The 20,577-nt window shown below is 37.6% G+C and carries 18 protein-coding genes; 3 read left to right on the top strand and 15 right to left on the bottom strand.

The features are described from left to right. Window positions 1–138: 138 nt before the first annotated feature. From T335_RS0106070 to T335_RS0106060, 3 genes are read left to right on the top strand one after another with little or no spacing between them, the layout of a single operon-like run. Window positions 139–2,025, top strand: coding sequence for a tyrosine-type recombinase/integrase (locus tag T335_RS0106070; protein WP_026476746.1), 1,887 nt, complete (start codon window positions 139–141; stop codon window positions 2,023–2,025). 1 nt (window position 2,026) lies between these two features. Continuing rightward, window positions 2,027–3,016 (top strand): tyrosine-type recombinase/integrase, encoded by a 990-nt coding sequence (locus tag T335_RS0106065; RefSeq protein WP_026476745.1) that lies wholly within the window; start codon window positions 2,027–2,029, stop codon window positions 3,014–3,016. Beyond that, entirely contained in the window at window positions 2,997–4,022 is a 1,026-nt protein-coding gene (locus T335_RS0106060) for a tyrosine-type recombinase/integrase (protein ID WP_026476744.1), read from the top strand. The genes T335_RS0106065 and T335_RS0106060 overlap by 20 nt, the downstream gene beginning before the upstream one ends. 103 nt (window positions 4,023–4,125) lie before the next feature. On the opposite strand, the gene T335_RS0106055 is transcribed toward T335_RS0106060, so the two are convergent. The 15 genes from T335_RS0106055 to rlmD form a co-directional block, all read right to left on the bottom strand. Continuing rightward, on the bottom strand, window positions 4,126–6,069 hold the full coding sequence (locus tag T335_RS0106055; protein WP_026476743.1) for a DNA polymerase: 1,944 nt from the start codon (window positions 6,067–6,069) through the stop codon (window positions 4,126–4,128). A gap of 61 nt (window positions 6,070–6,130) precedes the next feature. Continuing rightward, window positions 6,131–6,673 (bottom strand): DUF2815 family protein, encoded by a 543-nt coding sequence (locus T335_RS0106050; protein WP_026476742.1) that lies wholly within the window; start codon window positions 6,671–6,673, stop codon window positions 6,131–6,133. A 2-nt stretch (window positions 6,674–6,675) separates the two neighbouring features. Further along, window positions 6,676–7,803 (bottom strand): DUF2800 domain-containing protein, encoded by a 1,128-nt coding sequence (locus T335_RS0106045; RefSeq protein ID WP_026476741.1) that lies wholly within the window; start codon window positions 7,801–7,803, stop codon window positions 6,676–6,678. Next, window positions 7,803–8,087 (bottom strand): hypothetical protein, encoded by a 285-nt coding sequence (locus T335_RS0106040; protein WP_026476740.1) that lies wholly within the window; start codon window positions 8,085–8,087, stop codon window positions 7,803–7,805. Before T335_RS0106040 ends, T335_RS0106045 begins: the two co-directional genes overlap by 1 nt. A gap of 15 nt (window positions 8,088–8,102) precedes the next feature. After that, the gene (locus tag T335_RS0106035) at window positions 8,103–8,498 is read right to left on the bottom strand and encodes a DUF7768 domain-containing protein (protein WP_026476739.1); all 396 of its coding nucleotides are present in this window, start codon (window positions 8,496–8,498) and stop codon (window positions 8,103–8,105) included. A 28-nt stretch (window positions 8,499–8,526) separates the two neighbouring features. Further along, window positions 8,527–8,859, bottom strand: a complete 333-nt coding sequence (locus tag T335_RS0106030; protein ID WP_026476738.1) for an HTH domain-containing protein — start codon at window positions 8,857–8,859, stop codon at window positions 8,527–8,529. Window positions 8,860–9,156: 297 nt separating this feature from the next. Further along, a complete protein-coding gene (locus T335_RS21555) occupies window positions 9,157–9,876 on the bottom strand; it encodes a helix-turn-helix domain-containing protein (RefSeq protein ID WP_051569166.1) in 720 nt (239 codons plus the stop codon). Further along, window positions 9,873–11,057: an ImmA/IrrE family metallo-endopeptidase gene (locus tag T335_RS21550; protein WP_051569165.1), complete on the bottom strand. Its 1,185-nt coding sequence runs from the start codon at window positions 11,055–11,057 to the stop codon at window positions 9,873–9,875. The genes T335_RS21555 and T335_RS21550 overlap by 4 nt, the downstream gene beginning before the upstream one ends. 197 nt (window positions 11,058–11,254) lie before the next feature. Beyond that, a complete protein-coding gene (locus T335_RS0106020) occupies window positions 11,255–12,466 on the bottom strand; it encodes a helix-turn-helix domain-containing protein (protein ID WP_026476737.1) in 1,212 nt (403 codons plus the stop codon). Between the two features lie 28 nt (window positions 12,467–12,494). Then, window positions 12,495–13,220 (bottom strand): DUF5986 family protein, encoded by a 726-nt coding sequence (locus tag T335_RS0106015; RefSeq protein WP_026476736.1) that lies wholly within the window; start codon window positions 13,218–13,220, stop codon window positions 12,495–12,497. A 152-nt stretch (window positions 13,221–13,372) separates the two neighbouring features. Next, entirely contained in the window at window positions 13,373–15,922 is a 2,550-nt protein-coding gene (locus tag T335_RS0106010; RefSeq protein ID WP_026476735.1) for a BpuSI family type II restriction endonuclease, read from the bottom strand. A gap of 10 nt (window positions 15,923–15,932) precedes the next feature. After that, window positions 15,933–17,021 (bottom strand): DNA cytosine methyltransferase, encoded by a 1,089-nt coding sequence (locus T335_RS0106005; protein ID WP_026476734.1) that lies wholly within the window; start codon window positions 17,019–17,021, stop codon window positions 15,933–15,935. Window positions 17,022–17,026: 5 nt separating this feature from the next. Then, window positions 17,027–18,472 (bottom strand): Eco57I restriction-modification methylase domain-containing protein, encoded by a 1,446-nt coding sequence (locus T335_RS0106000; RefSeq protein WP_026476733.1) that lies wholly within the window; start codon window positions 18,470–18,472, stop codon window positions 17,027–17,029. A gap of 23 nt (window positions 18,473–18,495) precedes the next feature. Continuing rightward, the gene (locus T335_RS0105995; protein ID WP_026476732.1) at window positions 18,496–18,720 is read right to left on the bottom strand and encodes a helix-turn-helix domain-containing protein; all 225 of its coding nucleotides are present in this window, start codon (window positions 18,718–18,720) and stop codon (window positions 18,496–18,498) included. Between the two features lie 379 nt (window positions 18,721–19,099). Further along, window positions 19,100–20,452 carry a 23S rRNA (uracil(1939)-C(5))-methyltransferase RlmD gene (rlmD, locus tag T335_RS0105990; RefSeq protein WP_026476731.1) on the bottom strand — a complete coding sequence of 451 codons (1,353 nt, stop codon included), beginning with the start codon at window positions 20,450–20,452 and terminating at the stop codon, window positions 19,100–19,102. Between the last annotated feature and the right edge of the window lie 125 nt (window positions 20,453–20,577).

Below are 20,577 nucleotides of genomic sequence, written 5' to 3'. Positions count from 1 at the left end.
TTTCTTATATTATCCTCAAGTTTTCATTATCCTCAACTTTTTCATAAATCTTTAATTTACACTTTTTCCTCCTAGAAAGTTGAGGATAATATTATTGAGACGTGTTTCTCAAAAATATAAAAACAGGAGGAAAAAACTATGAAACTAACTTACGATGAAGGTGTTATCTTAATTAAACAATGCTGGATTGATAACGGTCATGTCATTAACGTCGGAAAGATGGCTGCAATTAATTCCCTGCGACGACACCTTGAGCAAAACAATATTTCCTATAGTCATGATGAAGCCCTGCATTGGCTCAACTTGAATATAGAGTCCAGAGATAAGCAAACTTTCTTTAGAATGAGACGTGCTGTGTATGAATTTAATGATGTCATGACTCTTGGAAAAATCACTGGTGATTACAAGTATTATGAAACTTCTTTTGACCGTCTTCCAGAAAGCTGGCAGACAATACTGATTAAATATAAAGAAGATCTTTTAACCCGACTGAAGCACCGAGCAACCAGAGACCAAATCATTCACTGTACAAGCTTTGCAACTTTCCTTGTAAACAATGATATTTACGATCCTGTAGGAATTACAGTTCCAGTCATTTCCAAATACCATGAATATGCAGACTCTATAGGTGACAAATATATCTGTACCTACTCTGTCAGATACTTTCTGCAATTTTTAGCTAACCAAGGATTTATTCCTAAACATAGGCCTTTTGCACTTACTGCACCTGTACAAGCTAAAGCAGCTGGATTTGCGTTAAAAAACATCTCTATCGCAAGCATTTCTGAAACAAATGCCAAAGTGAGCGAATTCCGGTTATCACCTGAAACTTTTCTGGAGCGATGTCAAGATCTTATTAAGTCTCTTGAAGAAATCTACCATTTCGAGCCTAAAGCTCTTAGAAGCAATTACTTGGCTTATTTTCAAATGTTTTATATCGTTGCCAGTGAATTGAATCTTGACTACACACCCGCCGTTGCTGATTACTGGCTGAAGTCAATGGATTCCTTTTCAAGTGATTTTCGTGTGGGTCCAATGCGATACCGTTGCTTTCATGTGCTAAAGAGCTTTATTGAGTGTGGGGATACTTTTCTTCAGAGTATTCCTCCGGTTATTGCACAACCTGGAATAGTAACATCTCTAGCGGTCTGGGGCAGAAATCTTCTTCAAGAGTTTGTTTCTGAAAAAGAAAAGGACGGATTATCTGCCAATACAATCAGCCGCCATAAGTCTGCCAGTATTTCTTTCTTGCTTTATTTGCAGAGCCAGGGACTTACTTCAATTTCAGAACTTACGCCACAGCTTGTTAAGGCTTACAACATTACAACAGCCCAAAAATCGTCCAATAAAAAGAATAATTATGCTTACTCAATTCGACAGTTCCTGCAATATTTGTTTGAGAAAAAATATACAGAACAGGATTTGGTCAGATCATTTCCATCACAACGTGGACAATCTCGTAAAATCGTAGAAATTCTTTCAAATGATGAAATTCAAAACATCTATACGTATCGTAACAATGCACGTACACCGTTGGAATTGCGTGACAGTGCAATGCTAATAATTGGACTTCTCATGGGACTACGAGGAATTGATGTAATTAATCTACGTTTTTCCAATATCGACTGGAAGCATCAGACAATAGCGATTACCCAGCAGAAAACATACCGTCCATTGATCCTTCCAATGCCTGTAGCAGTCGGAAACAGCATCTTTCAATACTTAAAATATGGAAGACCCAATAGTAACTCAGACTATATTTTCTTGTCTCAGCGCGCACCATATGGAAATGCAAATCGTTCAGCCTGTAATACTGCTATAGAAAGAGTTTTCAATGGTGAAAAGCATTCCTTCCATATCTTAAGAAGAACATTTGCAACGAGGTTATTATCAGCAGGCATCGGGAGTGACACCATTAAGGATTCTCTTGGCCACTCTACTATTGATACAGTTAACCGATATCTCTCAGTCGATGAAGAAGGCATTCGATCATGCTGTCTTCCCCTTAAAAGGACGGTGAAATAGGATGAAAATACAACGCAACTATGACTTTTATAGCACTTTGGCTCCGGTCATCAAGGGCCTGATCGACGAAAAACGTGCATGTGGCTACTCATATGCATCAACTGAAAATGTATTGAAGGAACTTGACAATTTTTGCCTTAAGCATGATTTTACATCCTCCACAGTTACGAAAAAACTTGCAGATGCATGGTCCATGCAGCGTTCTACCGAAGGATTGAATGCCAGAAACATAAGAGTGAGCGTACTTCGCCAGCTTTCAAAATACCTGATTTCGCTTGGAACAGACGCATATATTCCAAAGTTATTTCAATCTAAAGAAATATCTGAAGCACACGTTTTTACTGGTGATGAGTTGCTGGCATTCTTTGAAAATCTTGACAATCTTGAACCTGTTAGACAATCCTATGGAGTGAGGCTTCTCAATGAATGCAAAGTCCTTTTTAGGCTTTACTACTGCTGCGGGATGCGTCTTAATGAGCCTTTACAGCTCATATGGGAGTGCCTTGATTTAGAAGCAGGAACTCTTCGCATCCTTCAATCCAAAGGTGACAAGGATCGTATTCTGTGGCTTACTGATGACATCATCGACATGCTAAAAAAATATCGTGCTTATATCCAGAACGAACGTCCTGACACAAATTGGGTTTTTCCTGGAACAAAGGAAGATAATCATCTGAGCGATGTTTCAGTAAGAGACTACTTTTTAAGAGCATGGACTGATACACCTTACTCCAGAAATAGCAATCCTCCAACAATCAAGTCATTTCGACATACATTTGTTGTTGACCGTCTAAATAGCTGGATGGAGGATGGTGAAAATATTGAGACAAAGCTTCCATACCTTAGTAAGTTTTTAGGACATGCCAACATCCAGGAATCTCTTTATTACTATCATCAGGTAGCTGAAAGTTTCAAAATCATTCATGCCAAAGATAAAACATCAGGCTTAGTAATTCCGGAGGTGAACTTCAATGAAAAAAAAGATAACTGATACAAAAATTTTCTTCTCAATGACCCTGCAATATCTCGAGAATTATCTTCCCAAGCAGTTGGGGCGTAGTCCAGAAACTATACGTTCCTATAAAGATTCTCTGTCTGCGTTTAGAAAATATTTATTCAAAGTAAAGAATATTTCTATTTCAAAACTAACTTTTACTGACTGTACTCGTGAGTTGCTTCTAGAATATTGTGCCTACTTGAAAGAACATGGAAATTCTCCGGCCACCTGTAATGTACGGCTGGCAGCGATAAAGAATTATGTGCAGTATGCATCTGATAACGATGTGTCATTACAATCTATTGCTTTGCAGGTATCAAAAGTTCCTAGCATGAGGGTTCCAAAGAGGGAAAAGATTCTTCTCTCTAAAGAAGCCTTAAATGCTCTATTTTCAGAACCTAAGAATACAAAAATCGGTATTCGTGATCGCACAATCATGATTCTTCTCTATGATTCTGCAATCAGGGTCAGTGAACTGACAGGGCTTCATATCAACGATGTAAATCTTGACACTTTATCCATACATGTACATGGCAAAGGCAATAAGGAACGATCTGTGGCTATAACAGAAAAGACAGCAGAACATCTAAAGCTGTATAAATCAATTTACCATTCAGATACCAAAGACCCAGACCATGTATTGTTTTACACAATTATTAAAGGTAACACTGGTAGAATTTCTACTGGTACAGTTGAACGCATTGTCCAGAAATATGCAGATGCTGCAAGAAACTCCTGCCCAGACATGCCTGACAGGGTTTATCCTCATTTGCTTCGTGCAGAACGTGCTACACATTTGTATCAAGATGGTGTGGATTCAATTATGATTTCAAAAATTCTTGGACATTCCAGTGTTGAAACTACCAAAATTTACGCAATCCCATCCCTCGATCAAATGCGCGAGGCATTGAATAAGGTTAATATGCCAGCTGATGCTACAGAACAACCTTTGTGGGAAAGTGATGAAGAAGAACTGGCTCGTCTCTGTGGATTGAAATAGATTTTTTATCCTCAACATTTGCAGAAAAACATTTGGAATTTCAAAGAATTTTGTATTTGTTGAGGATAATGTAAACCTGATGATAATATAAAAAATCATGAATTCATGATTTCTTATAAAAGTCGCATTCATAACCATCAGCTCGAAGCGGCAATCCTTTTGCCCATTCTGGTGCGATGGCCATGATTTCACATACTTCATCAACACTTGATTCACCATCAGGTACTTCCAGTACAGCTTCATCATGCACATGCATGACTATCTCAAAGCCTTTATTTCGAAGCCTTAGCATGGCTAAAGCCAGAAGGTCACGACTTGTTGCTTGCACGATGTTTTCCACCAGTTTTGGTCCATAGGTATCAATCCGCATCCATTTTCTGCTCTCACCGATGCCCTCGTAGGTCAAACCTTCCCTACCAAATCGATTGATTTCAAGTCTTGGTTTAATGTAGGAGAGCTTTCTGCCAGAGGGTAGAGCAACGAACAGGATCCCTGACATGTAGTTAAAACACACTTTACCGACCACAGTCTCCCGTTTCTCCCTGACCGCTTTAATGGCTGCCACATCAACTTCCCACCAGAATTTTGTGATATGGGGATTGGCATTTCTCCACTGATTGACCAGTTGAGGCAGCTCATCTTCTGTCAGCCCCATATCCAAAGCACCCATTGACGTCAGTGCACCAACGGATCCGCCATAGCCTAAGGCCAGCTCAGCGATTTTACCTTTTTGCCTTAGTGGACTGCCCTTATCAATTTCCTCAATGGGCACATTGAACATTGCCGATGCTGAAGCTTCATAGATTTTTCCGTGACTCTCGAATACCTCAAGTCTCCAATTCTCCCCTGACAGCCAAGCAAGCACTCTCGCTTCGATGGCTGAGAAGTCTGCTACGATAAACCGTGTGCCAGGTTTTGGCACAAAGGCTGTTCTGATGAGTTCTGACAAAACCCCAGGAACAGAATCATAAAACAGCTCAACATCTTCAAAACGTCCTTCTTTGATGAGCAATCTGGCCAGTTCCAAATCTGGTAGATGGTTTTGAGGGAGGTTTTGTACTTGCACAAGCCTTCCTGCCCATCGCCCGGTTCTATTTGCCCCGTAGAATTGGAGTAGTCCATGAACCCTTCCATCCTTTGATACTGATCTCTCAATTGCTTCATACTTTTTCACTGAGGTTTTAGCCATGAGCAGTCTGAGCTTCAATACCTCTAATACTTCTCCATCTGTTTCCTCTACGAGTCCTTTTACCGTTTTCTTATCAAGGCTTTGAGCTTCAATCCCTCGATCTGAAAGCCACTCTTTTACTTGACTTACGGAGTTTGGATTCTCAAGACCAGTGAGCTCATAAGCTTTGGCTGTCATATGGTCCTTATACATCAGGTCACATTCAACTGCCTTTGACACCATATCCAGGTCTACCAATACGCCACGATCATTGATTTCCTGATCCAGCTGATATAGCACCAGCTCATTTTCAGGGATGGGGTACTTTCGAAGTTTGTAGCGGATTTCACGTTCAGCATCCACATCTCGAATACAATAGGCTTTGAAGCGTTCCCACTTTTCCCTGTCATGCTCGGGCAGGTTCCGCTTCCTTCCACCATTTGCCTTAGTTGGTTTGCATGGTAGCGAGAAGTACCTAACCAGGTCCGTCCCTTCCTTCAGCTTCTTTCTTTGAATGTTTAGTACTTCACCGACGCCCTCTAGAGATAGGGGTAGAGCAAGTAGAGATGCTTGAACAGCAGTACATTGCCATGCTTTGGAGGTTAACTTCACACCCAGGTATTTTGATAAACACACTCTCTCAAAGGCTGCGTTAAAAGCTGTCTTGATTACACCGTCATCCGTTATGGCAGATATAACTTCATCCGGGATTTCCTCACCACAAGCCAGATCCACAATGCTTGTTTCATCCTCATCGAAGGCATAGGCGAGAAGTAATATGGTAAAGTCTGGACTATCCACATAGGCATAAACGCCGCACTTGGTTAGGTCCACACTCGAATAGGTTTCTATATCGATGCTGAGTAGTTTTCCATTCATTAAATCATCCTTTCAAGACCTTATATAAAGGGCGGCAGTTTCCCACCGCCCATATGCCTTACTATTCTAAGAAGTCATCTTCTTCGACTGTGCTAAACTCATCCGCCGCTTTTGAACGTCCGCCCAGAGCTTCTCCGTCCTTCAGCTTCTGGATATTTCCAAGTCCTGCTGCTACACCTCGATTACCGTTTGAGTTGTAACCATAGAAGGTAACACTGATGCGACCATAACATCCGGAGTAAACTTCACTCTGGTCCAGAATCGGCTGCACCTTGCTATCCACCACTTGAGGAGCCTGTCTGCTGTTGGCATTGAAGAAGTAACAGCCTTTGTAAGCTTCATCATCCGGACGGTCAATATCGCCATCACGAAGGGGCGTCTTGAGATTGGTTGGAATCTTGCCGCCCCACTTGGAAACGGACTCCTTCTTTGCCTGCTCGATTGCAGCTTTGATGGCTTCGATGGTCTTTGTATCACTCTTTGGCACGATGGCTGAAACACTATACTTTGGATCTCCTCCATTCACTGAATCTGGTTCCCAGCAGTGCAGATAGGAAAAACGACATGGTACAATCACTTTTGTTGCTACAGTATTCTTGTTCATAATTAATCCTCCTGAAATTCCGCCGCAGCGGTAGTATTGTTTATTGCTTCTCTCTTGTCCGATTCAGGAACAAGGGTAATCTTGCCCTGTGGCTTGTACACCAAATGTCCAAGAATCTTATTGAATTCTTTCTTTCCCATTAACCGCTCCATCTCAGTTATGGTCACTAGGGAACTTTTATAGATGTCCTTGTAACCGGCTGCCATTGCAGCTTCAGCTACTTCTTCTTCACTGGAATACTTTCTGTTGCTTCGACCTTCGACCAATTTAAAGCCTGACCACTCTTTTCCATGAACGATGGCTTGCTCCTGAGCATATGCATAAACATCAGATGCCCATTTGGAGAGCTCGTCAGAGACTTTTAACACTTCAGCGATTTCCTCTTCAGACAAAAGTGCCGGTGCTTTAAACTCCAACTTGGCAAGCTCTAGAAACTGTTCTGCTCTGGCCCTACATTGATTTCTGGCTTTACAGAACCGACACCAGTTTCCTGATTTGAAATCTCCCGCCCCCATCAGAGCCATAGCTCCTCTGGGTTTTAGAACCTCTTCGCCCCAGTTCTTTAGATCATCTGGTGCAATGTCCCATGTGCTTGAATTGTTGAGCCTTGGTTGGAATATGGTCATCCTGACGATTTCCACATCGTATAGAATTTCAGCCATGCTCAGGATGCCAAGGCCATAAATCATCAGTTGTGGGTTCTCTTCAGCAAAAACTGCCACGCCTTTACCCAGCTTTAAATCTATGATGTGTGCCACCTTGTCTGTGACGATGACCATATCAGCTGTACCAAAGCACTCATCCACATATTCCGATGCATCTACCCGCTGTTCTACTGAAAAGATTGGAGCTTTACATGTCCTTTTGGCTTCTTCAATTTCATTAATGACATAGGATACATACTCATCCACCGCTTCAAGCAGGTCATCTGAATAATAATCAGACACTGGTCTTTTGCTTCTTACCTTCAGGTGCTTTTTTATGAGGTGCTCTGCCAGTGCGTGACCGGCAGAACCCTCCGCTGCATATCCAGATTCTTCATCTTGAAACTGTTCCTCCAGCACCAATGACGGAGGGCAGTTCAATCTGCGGTGTGCCGCTGATGGAGAAAATCTGGCATGTGCCCCCATTAAAGGACCTCCGCTTCAGAAAGCAGGCTGGCATAGTCTTCCGGGTTTACTCCAGAAAGCTTTCCGGCATCATACTTCATAAGAAGTGCTTTGATTTCTTTGGTTTTCCCATCCCGACTTTTTTCAGCAAGAACAGCTCTTACCGTTTCAATGTCGATGGATGGTTCCTCTTTAGTCGGTGATTCATTTACTGGATTTGGGCTTGTACCTTCTTCAGCCAAAGCTCGATATCCAGCAGCTAACTTTTCAAACCCATCAGCCAGGGTTAAATAAACTTTGCTCATGACTTTCCATCCTTTCTAATCTAATTTCAAGCCTTTGAGAATCTCACGGATACGATCATCCACGCGATCATCAATTGGTAGTGTTTTGGCTTTAATCTGTCTCAGTTCTTCGTCATACATCACAACGGGAATCTTCAGCTCTTTTGCCGCTTCAAGCTCATACTCCATTCCACTTGTAATTTCAGGACCGAGGAGCCATATCTTATCGCACTCTTTCATCAGTTCAATGCCAAGCTCAATGCCTCGGATCCTCTCGTGCTGGTCCTCTTCTCTTAAGAAGTTTGGAAAATACAGATGTGGTACAACTGGCATGTAGCCACATTCACATAGGATTCTGGCTACTTGTGCAGCTCGTTTTGTGTTCTTCTCAACGTCTCCTCTATAGGGAGAGCAAACAAATATTTTCTTCATCGTCTATTCATCCTTTCATCATTCGGGATCATCCCGTCTTTTTGTTCAGAGCAAAATCCTTGAAGATGCTATTCATTACAGTGAGGTCATCACCGGACAGTTGCGCGCTTAACCGTTCCAGTAATTCCTGCTGCACAGGCTTTAGGTACTTTCGGTTCATATAAAAACCATCAGCCACCCTCACACCTCCACCATAACGTCCACAGATTGTTTCAAGTGGGTAAGAAAGCGACAAATGATCAATATCATTCTTGATTGTTCTGACACTGACTCCAAACTCAAATGCTAGATTTCCCATGGTTTCTTGCCGTCTATGGCAAAGAGTTTCCATGATTTCCATACGTCTTTCATTTGGTCCCATCGCTTTCTCACCTCCTCCCTGTGCTCTGTGGTTTAAGAATAAGAGTTAACTACGCAGGTTCATTTCATAGTTAGAAAAACTTTTTCGCAAAACTTTAAAAGTGATTACTGGCCTACCAATTAGCTAACTCATGCCTTAATACTACTGTGTTTCATTAGGTTTGCCCCGGACACAGAATGTCCGGTTTTAACGCAAAAAAAAGCCCCTTACAGGTGCAATTGAAAAATCGCAATCTGTAAGGAGCCTTGATTTTAGACAAAAAAATACCGGACATGCTGTGTCCGGTTAGGTTAAAATTTATTTCAAATCTTCTGTTCCAAGTAGGGGTAAGCTGTTATCATTAAGGATTTCATTACAATAATGAATGGACTCAGGGTACAGAGAATCGATGATCAGCTCATATGTTATATGCAATTCAGTACCTTTAAAACTCTTCCCCGCCTTTTTCAGTAAGTCTCTACTGAATATCGGGTGCAATTGCATTCCTACACAAAGAGCAACAACATGATGCATCTCAACAGGGTAATCTTCTTCATTTCTCATCCTTTGGATAGTTTTAGGACCAATCAAAGATAGTTCAGCAAGCTTTTCAACTGTGCAGCCTTTTCTTTTCATGTGGGCTTTAAGGGTTTTTGAGAACTCGGCCGGCAATGAATTTCTGATCTTGACGATATCAGCAACCGTTTCTCTCAAATCCATTGCTCTTTGAACAATTTCATCATTATGTTCAGAGGGATCATAATAAGTTTCGACAATTTTGTTTGAAATTGCGCTTTTGAACAGTGTACACTCTGAATAATATTGGACTCCATAATCTTTATTATCTCTAAGCCTGAAATCAAATACAAAACAGCATTCATCCATATTCTGGAGAGCATAATCAGTTAGTTTTGGAGAGCCAATTTCATCAAATTTTATATACTTGCTGTCATTGATACAAAAATGATTGTCTACAAAAACATAACTACCAGAATCAATAATTGCTCTAAAATTAAGATTCGTAGCATACTCTATCAAAGCATCCTGTGCACTGATTGTATAAGTCTGCCCCGTTGAAGAGCGCTTAACTCAAAGCTGTGGTTTAGTACATAGTGATTATCCACATAGGTATAAACCCCCTCAGCTTCCTTATATCCTAAATCAATCATCCTAATTTTGGCTGACATTATTGAAACACCAAAAAACTCCTTCAACTCAAAAATCACGGATTCTATGATATCAACTCGTTTTGCATCTGGAAGGATTTTCTCATTTTTTTCAATAAGCTCTTCAATCTTTTGTTTTGTAGTTTTGGCTGGCATTAGTATTCTTGGCGCTAGATGATTAGCCTGCCACTCCATCCATTCGTATGGAGTACCGTCATTCTCAGTTTTCTTGCCTTCCTTAACCTGACAGGTTATAGCTTTTGAAATAGGATTGAATATCTTCTCCAATTCAAAGAATAGACTGTGTCGATCCCAATGTACGCATTCATGAATAATAGTATTGTTAACGGATCCAACATTCCTCATGAAGAATACATTGGGGTCAACTATAATAGTGCCTCTTTGAACATCCTTCTGCTTATATACTCCATCTTCGCTGTCATAGAATTTCGCTTCAGCATCCGCAAAGTATATCTGACCAAATACAGTACACGTCTTTGATAGATGGATATATTCTATTGAAAGACCCATTCTTTCAACTAAATCTTCCACCTTTATCGGTACCGGCTTTTCTAAAGCTTCAGGGTAATGTCTTGACAAGAAATCCTCTGCCACATCATCCAGCATCTCTTTGTACGTTATAGGCACGAGGTATTCTGACAGCTTTCCTTCTTTCTTCTGTTTATGTCTGTAATATATTTCAATATCGTATATCTGAAAATGATTAAGTCCATCTTTAAGCTCCGCTGAACATTCTACTGAAAACCACTGTGTAATGCCATCACTGTCACTATAACTATGTGGCATTCTTTGTGATATTTCAATTTCAGCAGATACAACCACTTCAAATTTCAAATGGTTATTCGGGTGTTCATGGACCGTTACAAACTGCATTCTCATATCAGATAGTTCAGCTTCATCAGGGTCATCAATTGTATTAGATTCTCCTGCGAACTTGTCCGGGTTTTGCTCTATATAAGCATTTAGAGCTTCAAATATATCATCAAAACACTGCTCTTCAATTAATACCTTGAAAGTATGTAATTTCCCCAATACCACTCCTCCTTAAGCATACACATGTGATCACCCCCAGAACAATAAGGATTATTGCTTTTAATAGGAGTGATAAATTAATAACAACACCACAAACAAAAAAGCAGCTCCTCATAACAAATCAATAATGAAACCTCTCTGCAAAATCTGCACAAAAGTTCCATAAGATTCATTATAGGAAGCTGCTACGCTTATGCCTATTCACTTCCTCCACTTTCATCATATGGACGTTTGAGCTGAATAATCTTAGGCTTTTCCTCTTCGAAGAATAATGTTCCTTCTTTAAGATGAAGAAGGTCTTCGATATCTTGACGGTAAAGTGTTATACCGTGTTTTTTAAATACTTGTAGTAGTTTTTTGGGATCTACTATTTCTTCTTTTATGAGAAGATTAATAGCCCCTTGAAAAATATTATCATTCAATTTATGTGGAAAATCACCAGGCTCTTTAGTTCTCCACCCATTCTTAGATATTTGGCGCATCATGTACTGAAATTGGTTGTCTGAAATTATTCCAAGCTGATGACTTCTATAAGCCATTGCTTGAATTGATACTTTCCACTTCTTTTTTAAGAACTGATAATATTTCAAATCTGTTGGGTAAGCTTGAATGTCTTTTGCAAAACTTGTCTTAGGTAAAAGAAACGCACTTGCAAACATATTAGCTTGTTTTTCACGAGCCTTAAATTCTTCTTTAGTAATTAACTCTAGATTCTCACTCCATGGGTGCAACAATATATGCCCCAGTTCGTGAGCCATGTCAAAATTTATACGCCCTTCTGGTCTAGTGCCAAGTGATAAAGCAATAAAAAACATGTCTTGATTACCAATGATTGTTCTTTGGCTAAAAGCGTCTATCTTATCCTCTTCTGTGCTGAAACCAGTAACGATAATCCCATTCTTTTCTAAAGTGAATTGTAAATTTTTAATTGGGTTATCTCCCAATCCCCACAGCTCTCTTACCTTAATTGAAATCTCTTCTATTTGACTTCGTGTTTCCTCAAGCCCTTGGTCATCGCATTCATCATCTATCCCATCAAATTCAACATTGGGTATATTTAATACTGGAAAATCAATATACTCATAGAGTACTTCATACATTTTAGCAACAAAATCCAATTTTATACTTTGAGCGGTTCTATCTAGCTTTGTCGCACTTGCCAATGATCTGAAGTAAGTAACATCGGTAATGGTCTCAAAGCTGTCTTTTTGAAAAAAGAAATCGTATGGGATATTAAGTTCAGCTGAAAGTTTTTGCACTCGTTGATGCTCCGGGACATTCTTTTCATTTTCATAAAGAGAAATTGACTGTTTACTTATATCAGTCCGATTTGCAAGTTCAGTAAGCGTCAACCCTCTATACAACCTAGCATTTTTTAAGCGCTTCCCGTTAAATATTTTTTTATCCATGATCTCTCATCTCCTGACTAATTATTTGTCAGGCTTGTTTTTGACCTTTCTTTAGTTTTGGTCGAAGGCCTGGTTTTATAGATACTAAACCTTCTTCCTCAGCTTCAATATTGTCATCAAAGCCCTCATCAACAAGCTCGACATCTGTAAGCCGTGCAAAGTCCGGCTTTATGTGCTCATTCAGAGATGCGGTTGTGATGGTATTGAAATCTTTATCCAAGAATTCCAACTGTATATCGATTAATTCACTATTCTGTGATTCATATGCAATAACATAGTGAACATACCCATCTTCGGGGCTAATACGACCATTTACAATGGTTTCATAATCTCTTTCTAAATCCTCTATTTCAAAAGGATACATATCCATCAATGTAAGTTGCTTCCCCTCACCTTCATACTCGCCATTTTCTTTATATAATAGTGTATGTAGATAATGGGGTTTGTTTCTTTGCTTTTTAGGAATTGACCGCAGGGTCTGCTGCGTTGTAACCGTATATGTCACTTTTTCTCCATGATCCACGATTATTCTTCCTTGCCAGCTCGAACGATTGAATGGTAACAACTCAATATCACCACTGACCACGAGGTTTTTCAAATTATCATTTATGAAGTCACCTCTCAAGTGAGCTACAGCGTTATTTGTTTCCTTGTAGTGTTCTCTCAAGTACTGAGGAACATCATCTGCAACGGCTTTATCCACACACCGAACTATTCGTCGCAATAGATTTTCATTGATTTTGATACCGTCCAACACAACCACCTCATTTCTATTATCTGTTTTCTATTTTTACATATTAACTCTTTTTTGTCAAGTGCGTTATGTATTTTTTCTTTATCTGTAAAACAAAACGACCTGAAAGCTATACTTCCAGGCCTGTACACTACAAAAAGTTATAATTTTAGCTACAAAGAAGATCTTCTGTTTGCTGCAAATTCTAAGAGTCTTCTTGCTTCTTCTACAATGACCGTTGCATTCGTACCAAACAAAATTTCAGCCCAAATTTTATCAATCTCTCTTATTGTGGGCCTTTGCAAATCTAGTGACTCCAATGACGTCACTTCACTAACTAGTCTGTTAATTGTTGCTTGATCAACAATACTTAAATCCGGAACAAAAGTATCGTATATATCTTCAACTTCCATTTTTCTCATTCCTTCTTGATCTTTAGATGAAACTTCACAAATTAATTGATAAAAAATAGTGGACATCCAGGTAGATAATAATAGTGCTTCAGTGTATGAATCTAAAGTGCATACTACAAAATTAGTTGAAACAAATATCTCAGTTTCAGATAAGTATATTCTACCAATTCTCCGTATAGCTCTTGGAATCAATACAGAGTTAGCACCAAATTTGCCTCTACTTTCACGTTCCAAAATTTTCAACCATTGCTCTTTTGACTTAGTTTGCCTTTGCTGTCTACCATTCCGAGCTGGTAGAATCATATACTCATCAACAATTTCTTCAATAAGATTTTCACTATTTAACGAAATATCTAAGAATTCAGCATCTCCATTTCCTACTACAAAACTATCAAGTTTGGCATTTCTCATAGCAGGTTTAAGATTAACACCTTTAGATAGAAATTTACTCCTTAATTCTTCTCTAGAACTAAAAAAAACTAAATCACTCCCACCAATATTTCCAGCAGGGCCTCTTTTAATATTCCAATCTTTCATTTTAAGTTTCTCAAAATGAGGTGACATTTCGATATTTTGACGCACGAAATTTATTGCTTCTACCATTTCACTATTTAACTCTCGCCAACCATCATTTATTTTGTTTTTTAATGTTTCGTATGAAATTGATTTACCAACTATCCCAGGCATGATTGAACTAAAATTTAAATTTAATTGTGAATCAAGTGCTCTCTGAAATCTATGAAGATCAATATTTGGAATCTCTTCATAACTAGAGAGAACTTCAATATTTTCACTTGGTTCCATTGTTTTGCCAATAAGTACACAAGTATCTTTTACTACATCACTAAATATTTCTCCTCCAGGGTAATTAAATACGGCTCTTAAACCAAAATTATTAAGCATGATATTTCTAATAACTTTAGCTTCAACACCCCTAGCTAATAGATGAGTTTTTGGAAATATACAGGCAACAGTTGTTCCTGGTTTTAAAAGTAGTGTCAGTAATTCAAGAAAAACAGCCTCTAATGGCATTTGACCAATCTTTGATTTTGCATCTTTACCAGTAATTCTTTTTATCTTTCTATAAAATTCTTGTTTTCTCCCAACACAGTTTATGCCTGCAACAAAAGGTGGATTCATAATAATTACATCAATGCTTTCGAAGTATGATTTGTCCAAATCAACAACATTTTCTCCCGTTATTAATGGTGAATTAGTCAAAGAGATAGTCCTTACATAATTCAGTCCTAGTCTCAAGGACAACAACTCAAGTAATTGGGTATTCCAATCGTTTACTACGATTTGAGATGGAACTAACCCCAATACATCTATGGCAGCGCTAATAAGGTTACCACTTCCTGCTGCCGGATCACACACTATTGTTTCACTAGTCATACTTCCATGTACATGATTTACTAGAACTGAAACTAATCGACCTAACTCTAAATCAGTAGGTACTTCACCTTCATGTTCATGGCCAGCTGATACAATTTGGTGAAGAATTCCAGCTACTGAATCTCCAGATACATTTTGAAGACCAAAATCAAATATGTTGATTAGTGTATCATTATCTACCGTTGGACTAGGCGCAAACTGTTTAGAATCATAATTAAAAATCTCCTTGAAATTTATCTTGGCTGCTTCGTTACAAATTCTAATAATGTCATTTCTAAAAACTCTAATATCAGGTAGTTCATTTCGTTTAATGAACGTAAAAGACCCTCTTATGTACTCGTATAATAAAACCGCCAAGCTACTTTTCCATAATTTAGGATTCGATTTGATGCGCTCCATGTGGTTCGCAAACTGTTCCAACGTAACCAAATAATCATATCTATTATTCACAAAATCATCAATTTGTTTTGAGAAAAAGTTTGATAATTTATCTACAAATTCATCGCGACTATCCTTAGAAAAATCACCAACTGAATGAAGTCCTGGTTTTAGCATCTGTTGAAACACTCTGGGCCTTGTTGAATCATATCTAAAACAAAAAGCATATTCTAAATTGGTGAGGATGTAAAAAGGCTTCTCGGTCTCAGCATCATTCATTTGCACATAAGACATAGCTTGAAACTGATATCTTGCACTATTAATGTCTGCTGGTGTTCTTTTCACCTCAACGACACATAAATACTTACCCGTAGTAATATTTTGAATGGCATAGTCCATCTCTAAGGAACCAGTTAATTGATGATGTATAACTCTATAAGTTGATTCCAAGCCTAAATTTTTCAAAGAATTTTTGATTGCCTCTTCGCATAATGGATGAAATACTGACACCTCAGAATCTGAATATGAAATCCACATAAAATCCCCCCTAATCTAAATAATTTATTAATTGCTTAGCAATCACTTCAGCGAGTATTGGTGGTACAGCATTTCCAACTATTAAGTTTCTACCTTGTTTGCTAGTGGAAACTATTTTGTAACTGTCCGGAAATGATTGTAACCTAAGTGCTTCCCTTACCGTTATTAATCGATTTTCTTTGTAGTGAATATTACAACCTACATTAGGCCTATTAAAATAAGTGTTAATAGTATAAGAAGGCTCTTCAGGATGCATTCTTCCATAGCATGTGGTATGCCCTCCTTCTTTTTGTAGTCTTCTTATTCTTTCAGATGGTACATCCTTCGGAATATCCATGTAATTCCCTCCCGGTCTTACATGCGAAATAATATACTTATCTAATTCACTCATCCTCGGTATGAAGTGTTCTGATATTTCTCCATCGGATCTCATCTTTTTTTGGTATTCATTATAAGGAGCTTCCACATAATCCACTAAATCATTTTCATTATTTACTGCATCAGGTAAGTCATCTAAAGCCTCTTTCACACTAATATATTTTTTTAATCTAAGCCCATCTTCACTGTGAGTAGGTTTTGGAAATATAAATTCTTTTCCATCCTTAAGGCCCACGATTATGACCCTTTTTCTTTTTTGTGGTACACCATAATCAGCAGCATTAAGTACTTGTGTGCTTATTGAATAACCAATATCTTGAAACGCTAATTTTATCAAATCTAAAACTTTTTCTCCACTAGAGTTTTTTGCTGACTGAAGTCCTGTAACATTTTCAAAAACAAATGCTTTAGGCTTAATCTTCTCAATAATATGGATGTATTTCCATACTAATTGTCCACGATCATCTTCTACATCTCTTTTACCTGCAAGTGAAAATGACTGACATGGTGGACCTCCAATAACAATATCAGCCTTAGGTATACTATTTAAATTAAGCTTATTGATGTCTTCATGAATGATGTGATTTCCAATATTTTTTTTATAAGTATTTACAGCATTGAGATTATTATCAATAGCCCAAATTATATTAAAACCAGCAACTTTAAAACCTAAGTCTAAGCCGCCTCCACCAGAAAACAAACTAACTACATTTCTGCTCATATATGTCACTCCAATCTATGCTTTATTTCATGTCTATATTTATCAATTACTTCCTCAAACGGTACAAATGAGTATTTAGAAATAATTCTTGTAATCTCTTCAATTAATGATTTCTGTTCACCTTCAATTATTCTTTTTGACAATTCTTTTAGAGTAATGACGTCAGTTTCCGCTAATTCATTAATAGTCGGAAAGAGTAAATTCTCAATATCATATCTCTGAATTTTAAGTAGTCCAGCACCGTATTTTTTACCCGACAATTCTAGCTGAAGATAGGTATAATAGTTGTTTAGTAACGCAAACAAAAGCAACTTGTCAATCTTTGGGTATATAATATAAAAGTTATCTCTTACCAAATAATCTGTTTCATTCAGCACAAATTTCATGTCATTTCTAACAAAATAACTGAAGATTATTCCTTTTGAATCAATCTTCTTAAGAGTGTACCATCGCTCATCCTTCATTATCTTATTAAAAAGCGTTTTGGGTTTTCCATTTTCTACAATTAACAATTTGTAATGATTAATATAATCTTGTATCTCTTTATCTATCGAATCATTTTCTATAATTAAAATCTTATCTAATTTTGCATTTTTAGTACTATACCCGTCTATCGATTTAGGAGTAGAAATAATATTGAAAATATTTCTGTGTGAATATTCTCCTATTAATGATGGGTTAATAAACATTTCATTGTATCCTGTTGTCAATCCCCTTCTAATATTTGCTAATTCAATAAATTCTGTATCAAAACCAAAATCGATAGACTCATTGCCAGAATTTCGCTTAATAAGATTACCATTTTTCATTTCCAAATACTCATCTGTACAAGAAAATTCATGCTTTCCTTTTACTAATTTTAAGACCACAACCTCCACCAAAGCATCTTTTTCGAAAATTTCACCTGTAACATGAATCTCTTTTTCAACTGTACACTTACTTGTTATATGTTCCTTAAACCTTTCACCATTTTTCGCTTTTATCCAGCTGCTAGGAAATATTACTATTAGTTCACCATTTTTTTTCAGCAAGCTGATTGCTTTAATAATAAAATACATATAAATATTTGCGTTTCCAGGCAAACAAGAAAATAACTTATTTCTTCTTAAATTCACTTTGGTAATACCGTATTCTTTTAAATCATCAATTTTCTCTTGTCGAATATATGGTGGATTCATTATTATTGCATCATATTTTTTCTGTCGCTTTGATAATAAAAAATCCTCATTGTATAAATTGGCAGAAGATAAGTCTAATTTTGATTCATCAAATAACTTACTATCAATTTCGTATCCCTCAATATTATTGAAGTTAAATTTTTTTGCTGCTTTTATAAAAGCACCATCCCCAAAACAAGGATCTAAAAGTGCCCCTTCCTTTTGTATGGTAAATAAAGATATCATAAATTCCGCAATTTTTTCACTTGTGAAAACTTGTCCTAAATCAATCAAACGATTCACCTGCCAAATTGTTTTTAATTTCCATTGGAGTTTTCTTCCAATTCTGTCATTTCCATAATGTCACTTATATCACACTTCAGTGCTATACATATTTTTTCTAAAATCTCGGTATTAACGTTCTCGTTCTTTCCCAGCTTTGTAATTGATGCTGAACTAACCCCTGATAAACGTTGTAAGTCTTTCTTCTTCATATCTTTATCAATCAACAGTTTCCATAATTTTTTATAACTAATTGCCATATCCCTTCACCTCATATTTGATAACACTTTTTGAAATCAAAATTGAATAGCACGTTATCTCCATTTTATCAAAAAAACAAGATATATCAATGTTATTCTTTAGGTTCACAAGATTTATTTATGAAATAGCTCGATTCTTATATGAGCTTTATTGCAGAAACATCTATATGATGATTTGATTTTTAACCTCTCAGTATTAGATATTTTGCTAAACGGCTGAACCCTGAAGGCAAAACTACATTTACATGGGTGAGCACAATCCATCTCTTTTTCCTTATTTTCTTAAAACACACCCGAAATCTATAACTTTACCCGCCATCAAAAAATAATGAAACCCCTAAAAACACTGTAAATACGCCGTTTTCAAGGGCTTATACATCTATTTTTTTGTCAGCAGACAGACGGTCTCAACGTGCGCCGTATGCGGAAACATATCCACCGGCTGAACCACCTCAGCAAAATATCCCTTCTCCTGCAAATACGCCAAATCCCTAGCCAAAGTTGCAGGATTACAAGAAACATAAACCACCCTCTCAGGTGCCATATTAACAATAGTCTCTAAAACAGCTTCTTCACACCCTTTTCTAGGTGGGTCTACCATAACAACATCTGCCTTGATCCCCTTTTTATATATCTCTGGAACAATTTTTTCTGCTTCTCCTACATAAAATTCAGTGTTGGTCATGTTATTAATCTCAGCATTTACTTTGGCATCTTCAATGGCCGCTTCAACAATCTCTACCCCGTAGACCTTCTTTGCTTTTTGGGCTAAGAATAAAGAGATTGTTCCTATCCCACAGTAGATATCAAAGACAGTTTCATCTCCCTTTAGGCCAGCATATTCTAAGGCCGTTTCATATAAAACCTTAGTTTGCATAGGGTTTACTTGGAAAAAAGACCTAGCAGAAATGTTGAACTTTAAGTCTCCTATATAGTCTACAATATGGTCCTCCCCATAAAGGGTAATGGTATCTCTACCAAAGATCACATTGGTGTTTTTATCATTTATGTTTTGAACAACACTTTTTAAACCTGCTATATTTTCTTTTAATAGATTAATTAATTCCTCTTGGTGGAGAAGTTTCTTTCCATTAGTCACCAGTACAACCATGATCTCGCCAGTTTGATAGCCCACCTTTGTTACGACATGCCGAATTAGGCCCTTTTTCGTCTCTTCATCATAGACACTTACTTGATATTGTTCAATATATTCTTTTATCAACTTAACGATTTTTTCATTTATAGGGTGTTGAATATGACAGTAGGGCGTATCAACAATATTATGGCTTCCCTTCTCATAAAAGCCCATAATTGCCCTTCCCTTCATCATCCCTACAGGAAACTGGGCCTTGTTTCGATATTCATAAGGATTGTCCATACCAAGGGTAGGTAATACTTTAGCTTCAACTTTTCCGATACGTCTTAAATTTTCTTCTACCCGACTTCTTTTAATGTCTAGTTGGGCTTGATAATCCATATGCATTATTTGACAACCACCACATTGGTGGGCAACTGGACAAGGGGGATTACTTCTGGTAGATGATGGGGTTAAAATTTCCAATAACTTTCCAATCGCATAGTTCTTTTTAACGGTTGTCGTCCTTACCTTTAAAAAGTCACCTGGTAGGCCGCCTTCAACAAAGACTGTAAACCCTTCGACTTTTCCGATTCCCTCCCCACTATGGCCTAAATCTACTATTTCTAATTCATAAACTTTATTTTTTTCCAGCATTTTATTAAGCTCCTTTTCACAATATTATCAGATCTGAAATTGTATCATTCCATAACATAAATGTATCTTCGATTATGTTATTATGAGCTCTAAAAAATGATTCAATTTCTTCAGCAACTTTACCT

Source organism: Alkaliphilus transvaalensis ATCC 700919, from assembly GCF_000621485.1.
GTDB classification, from domain to species: Bacteria; Bacillota; Clostridia; order Peptostreptococcales; family Natronincolaceae; genus Alkaliphilus; species Alkaliphilus transvaalensis.
This window is presented reverse-complemented; position numbering and strand designations above follow the sequence as displayed.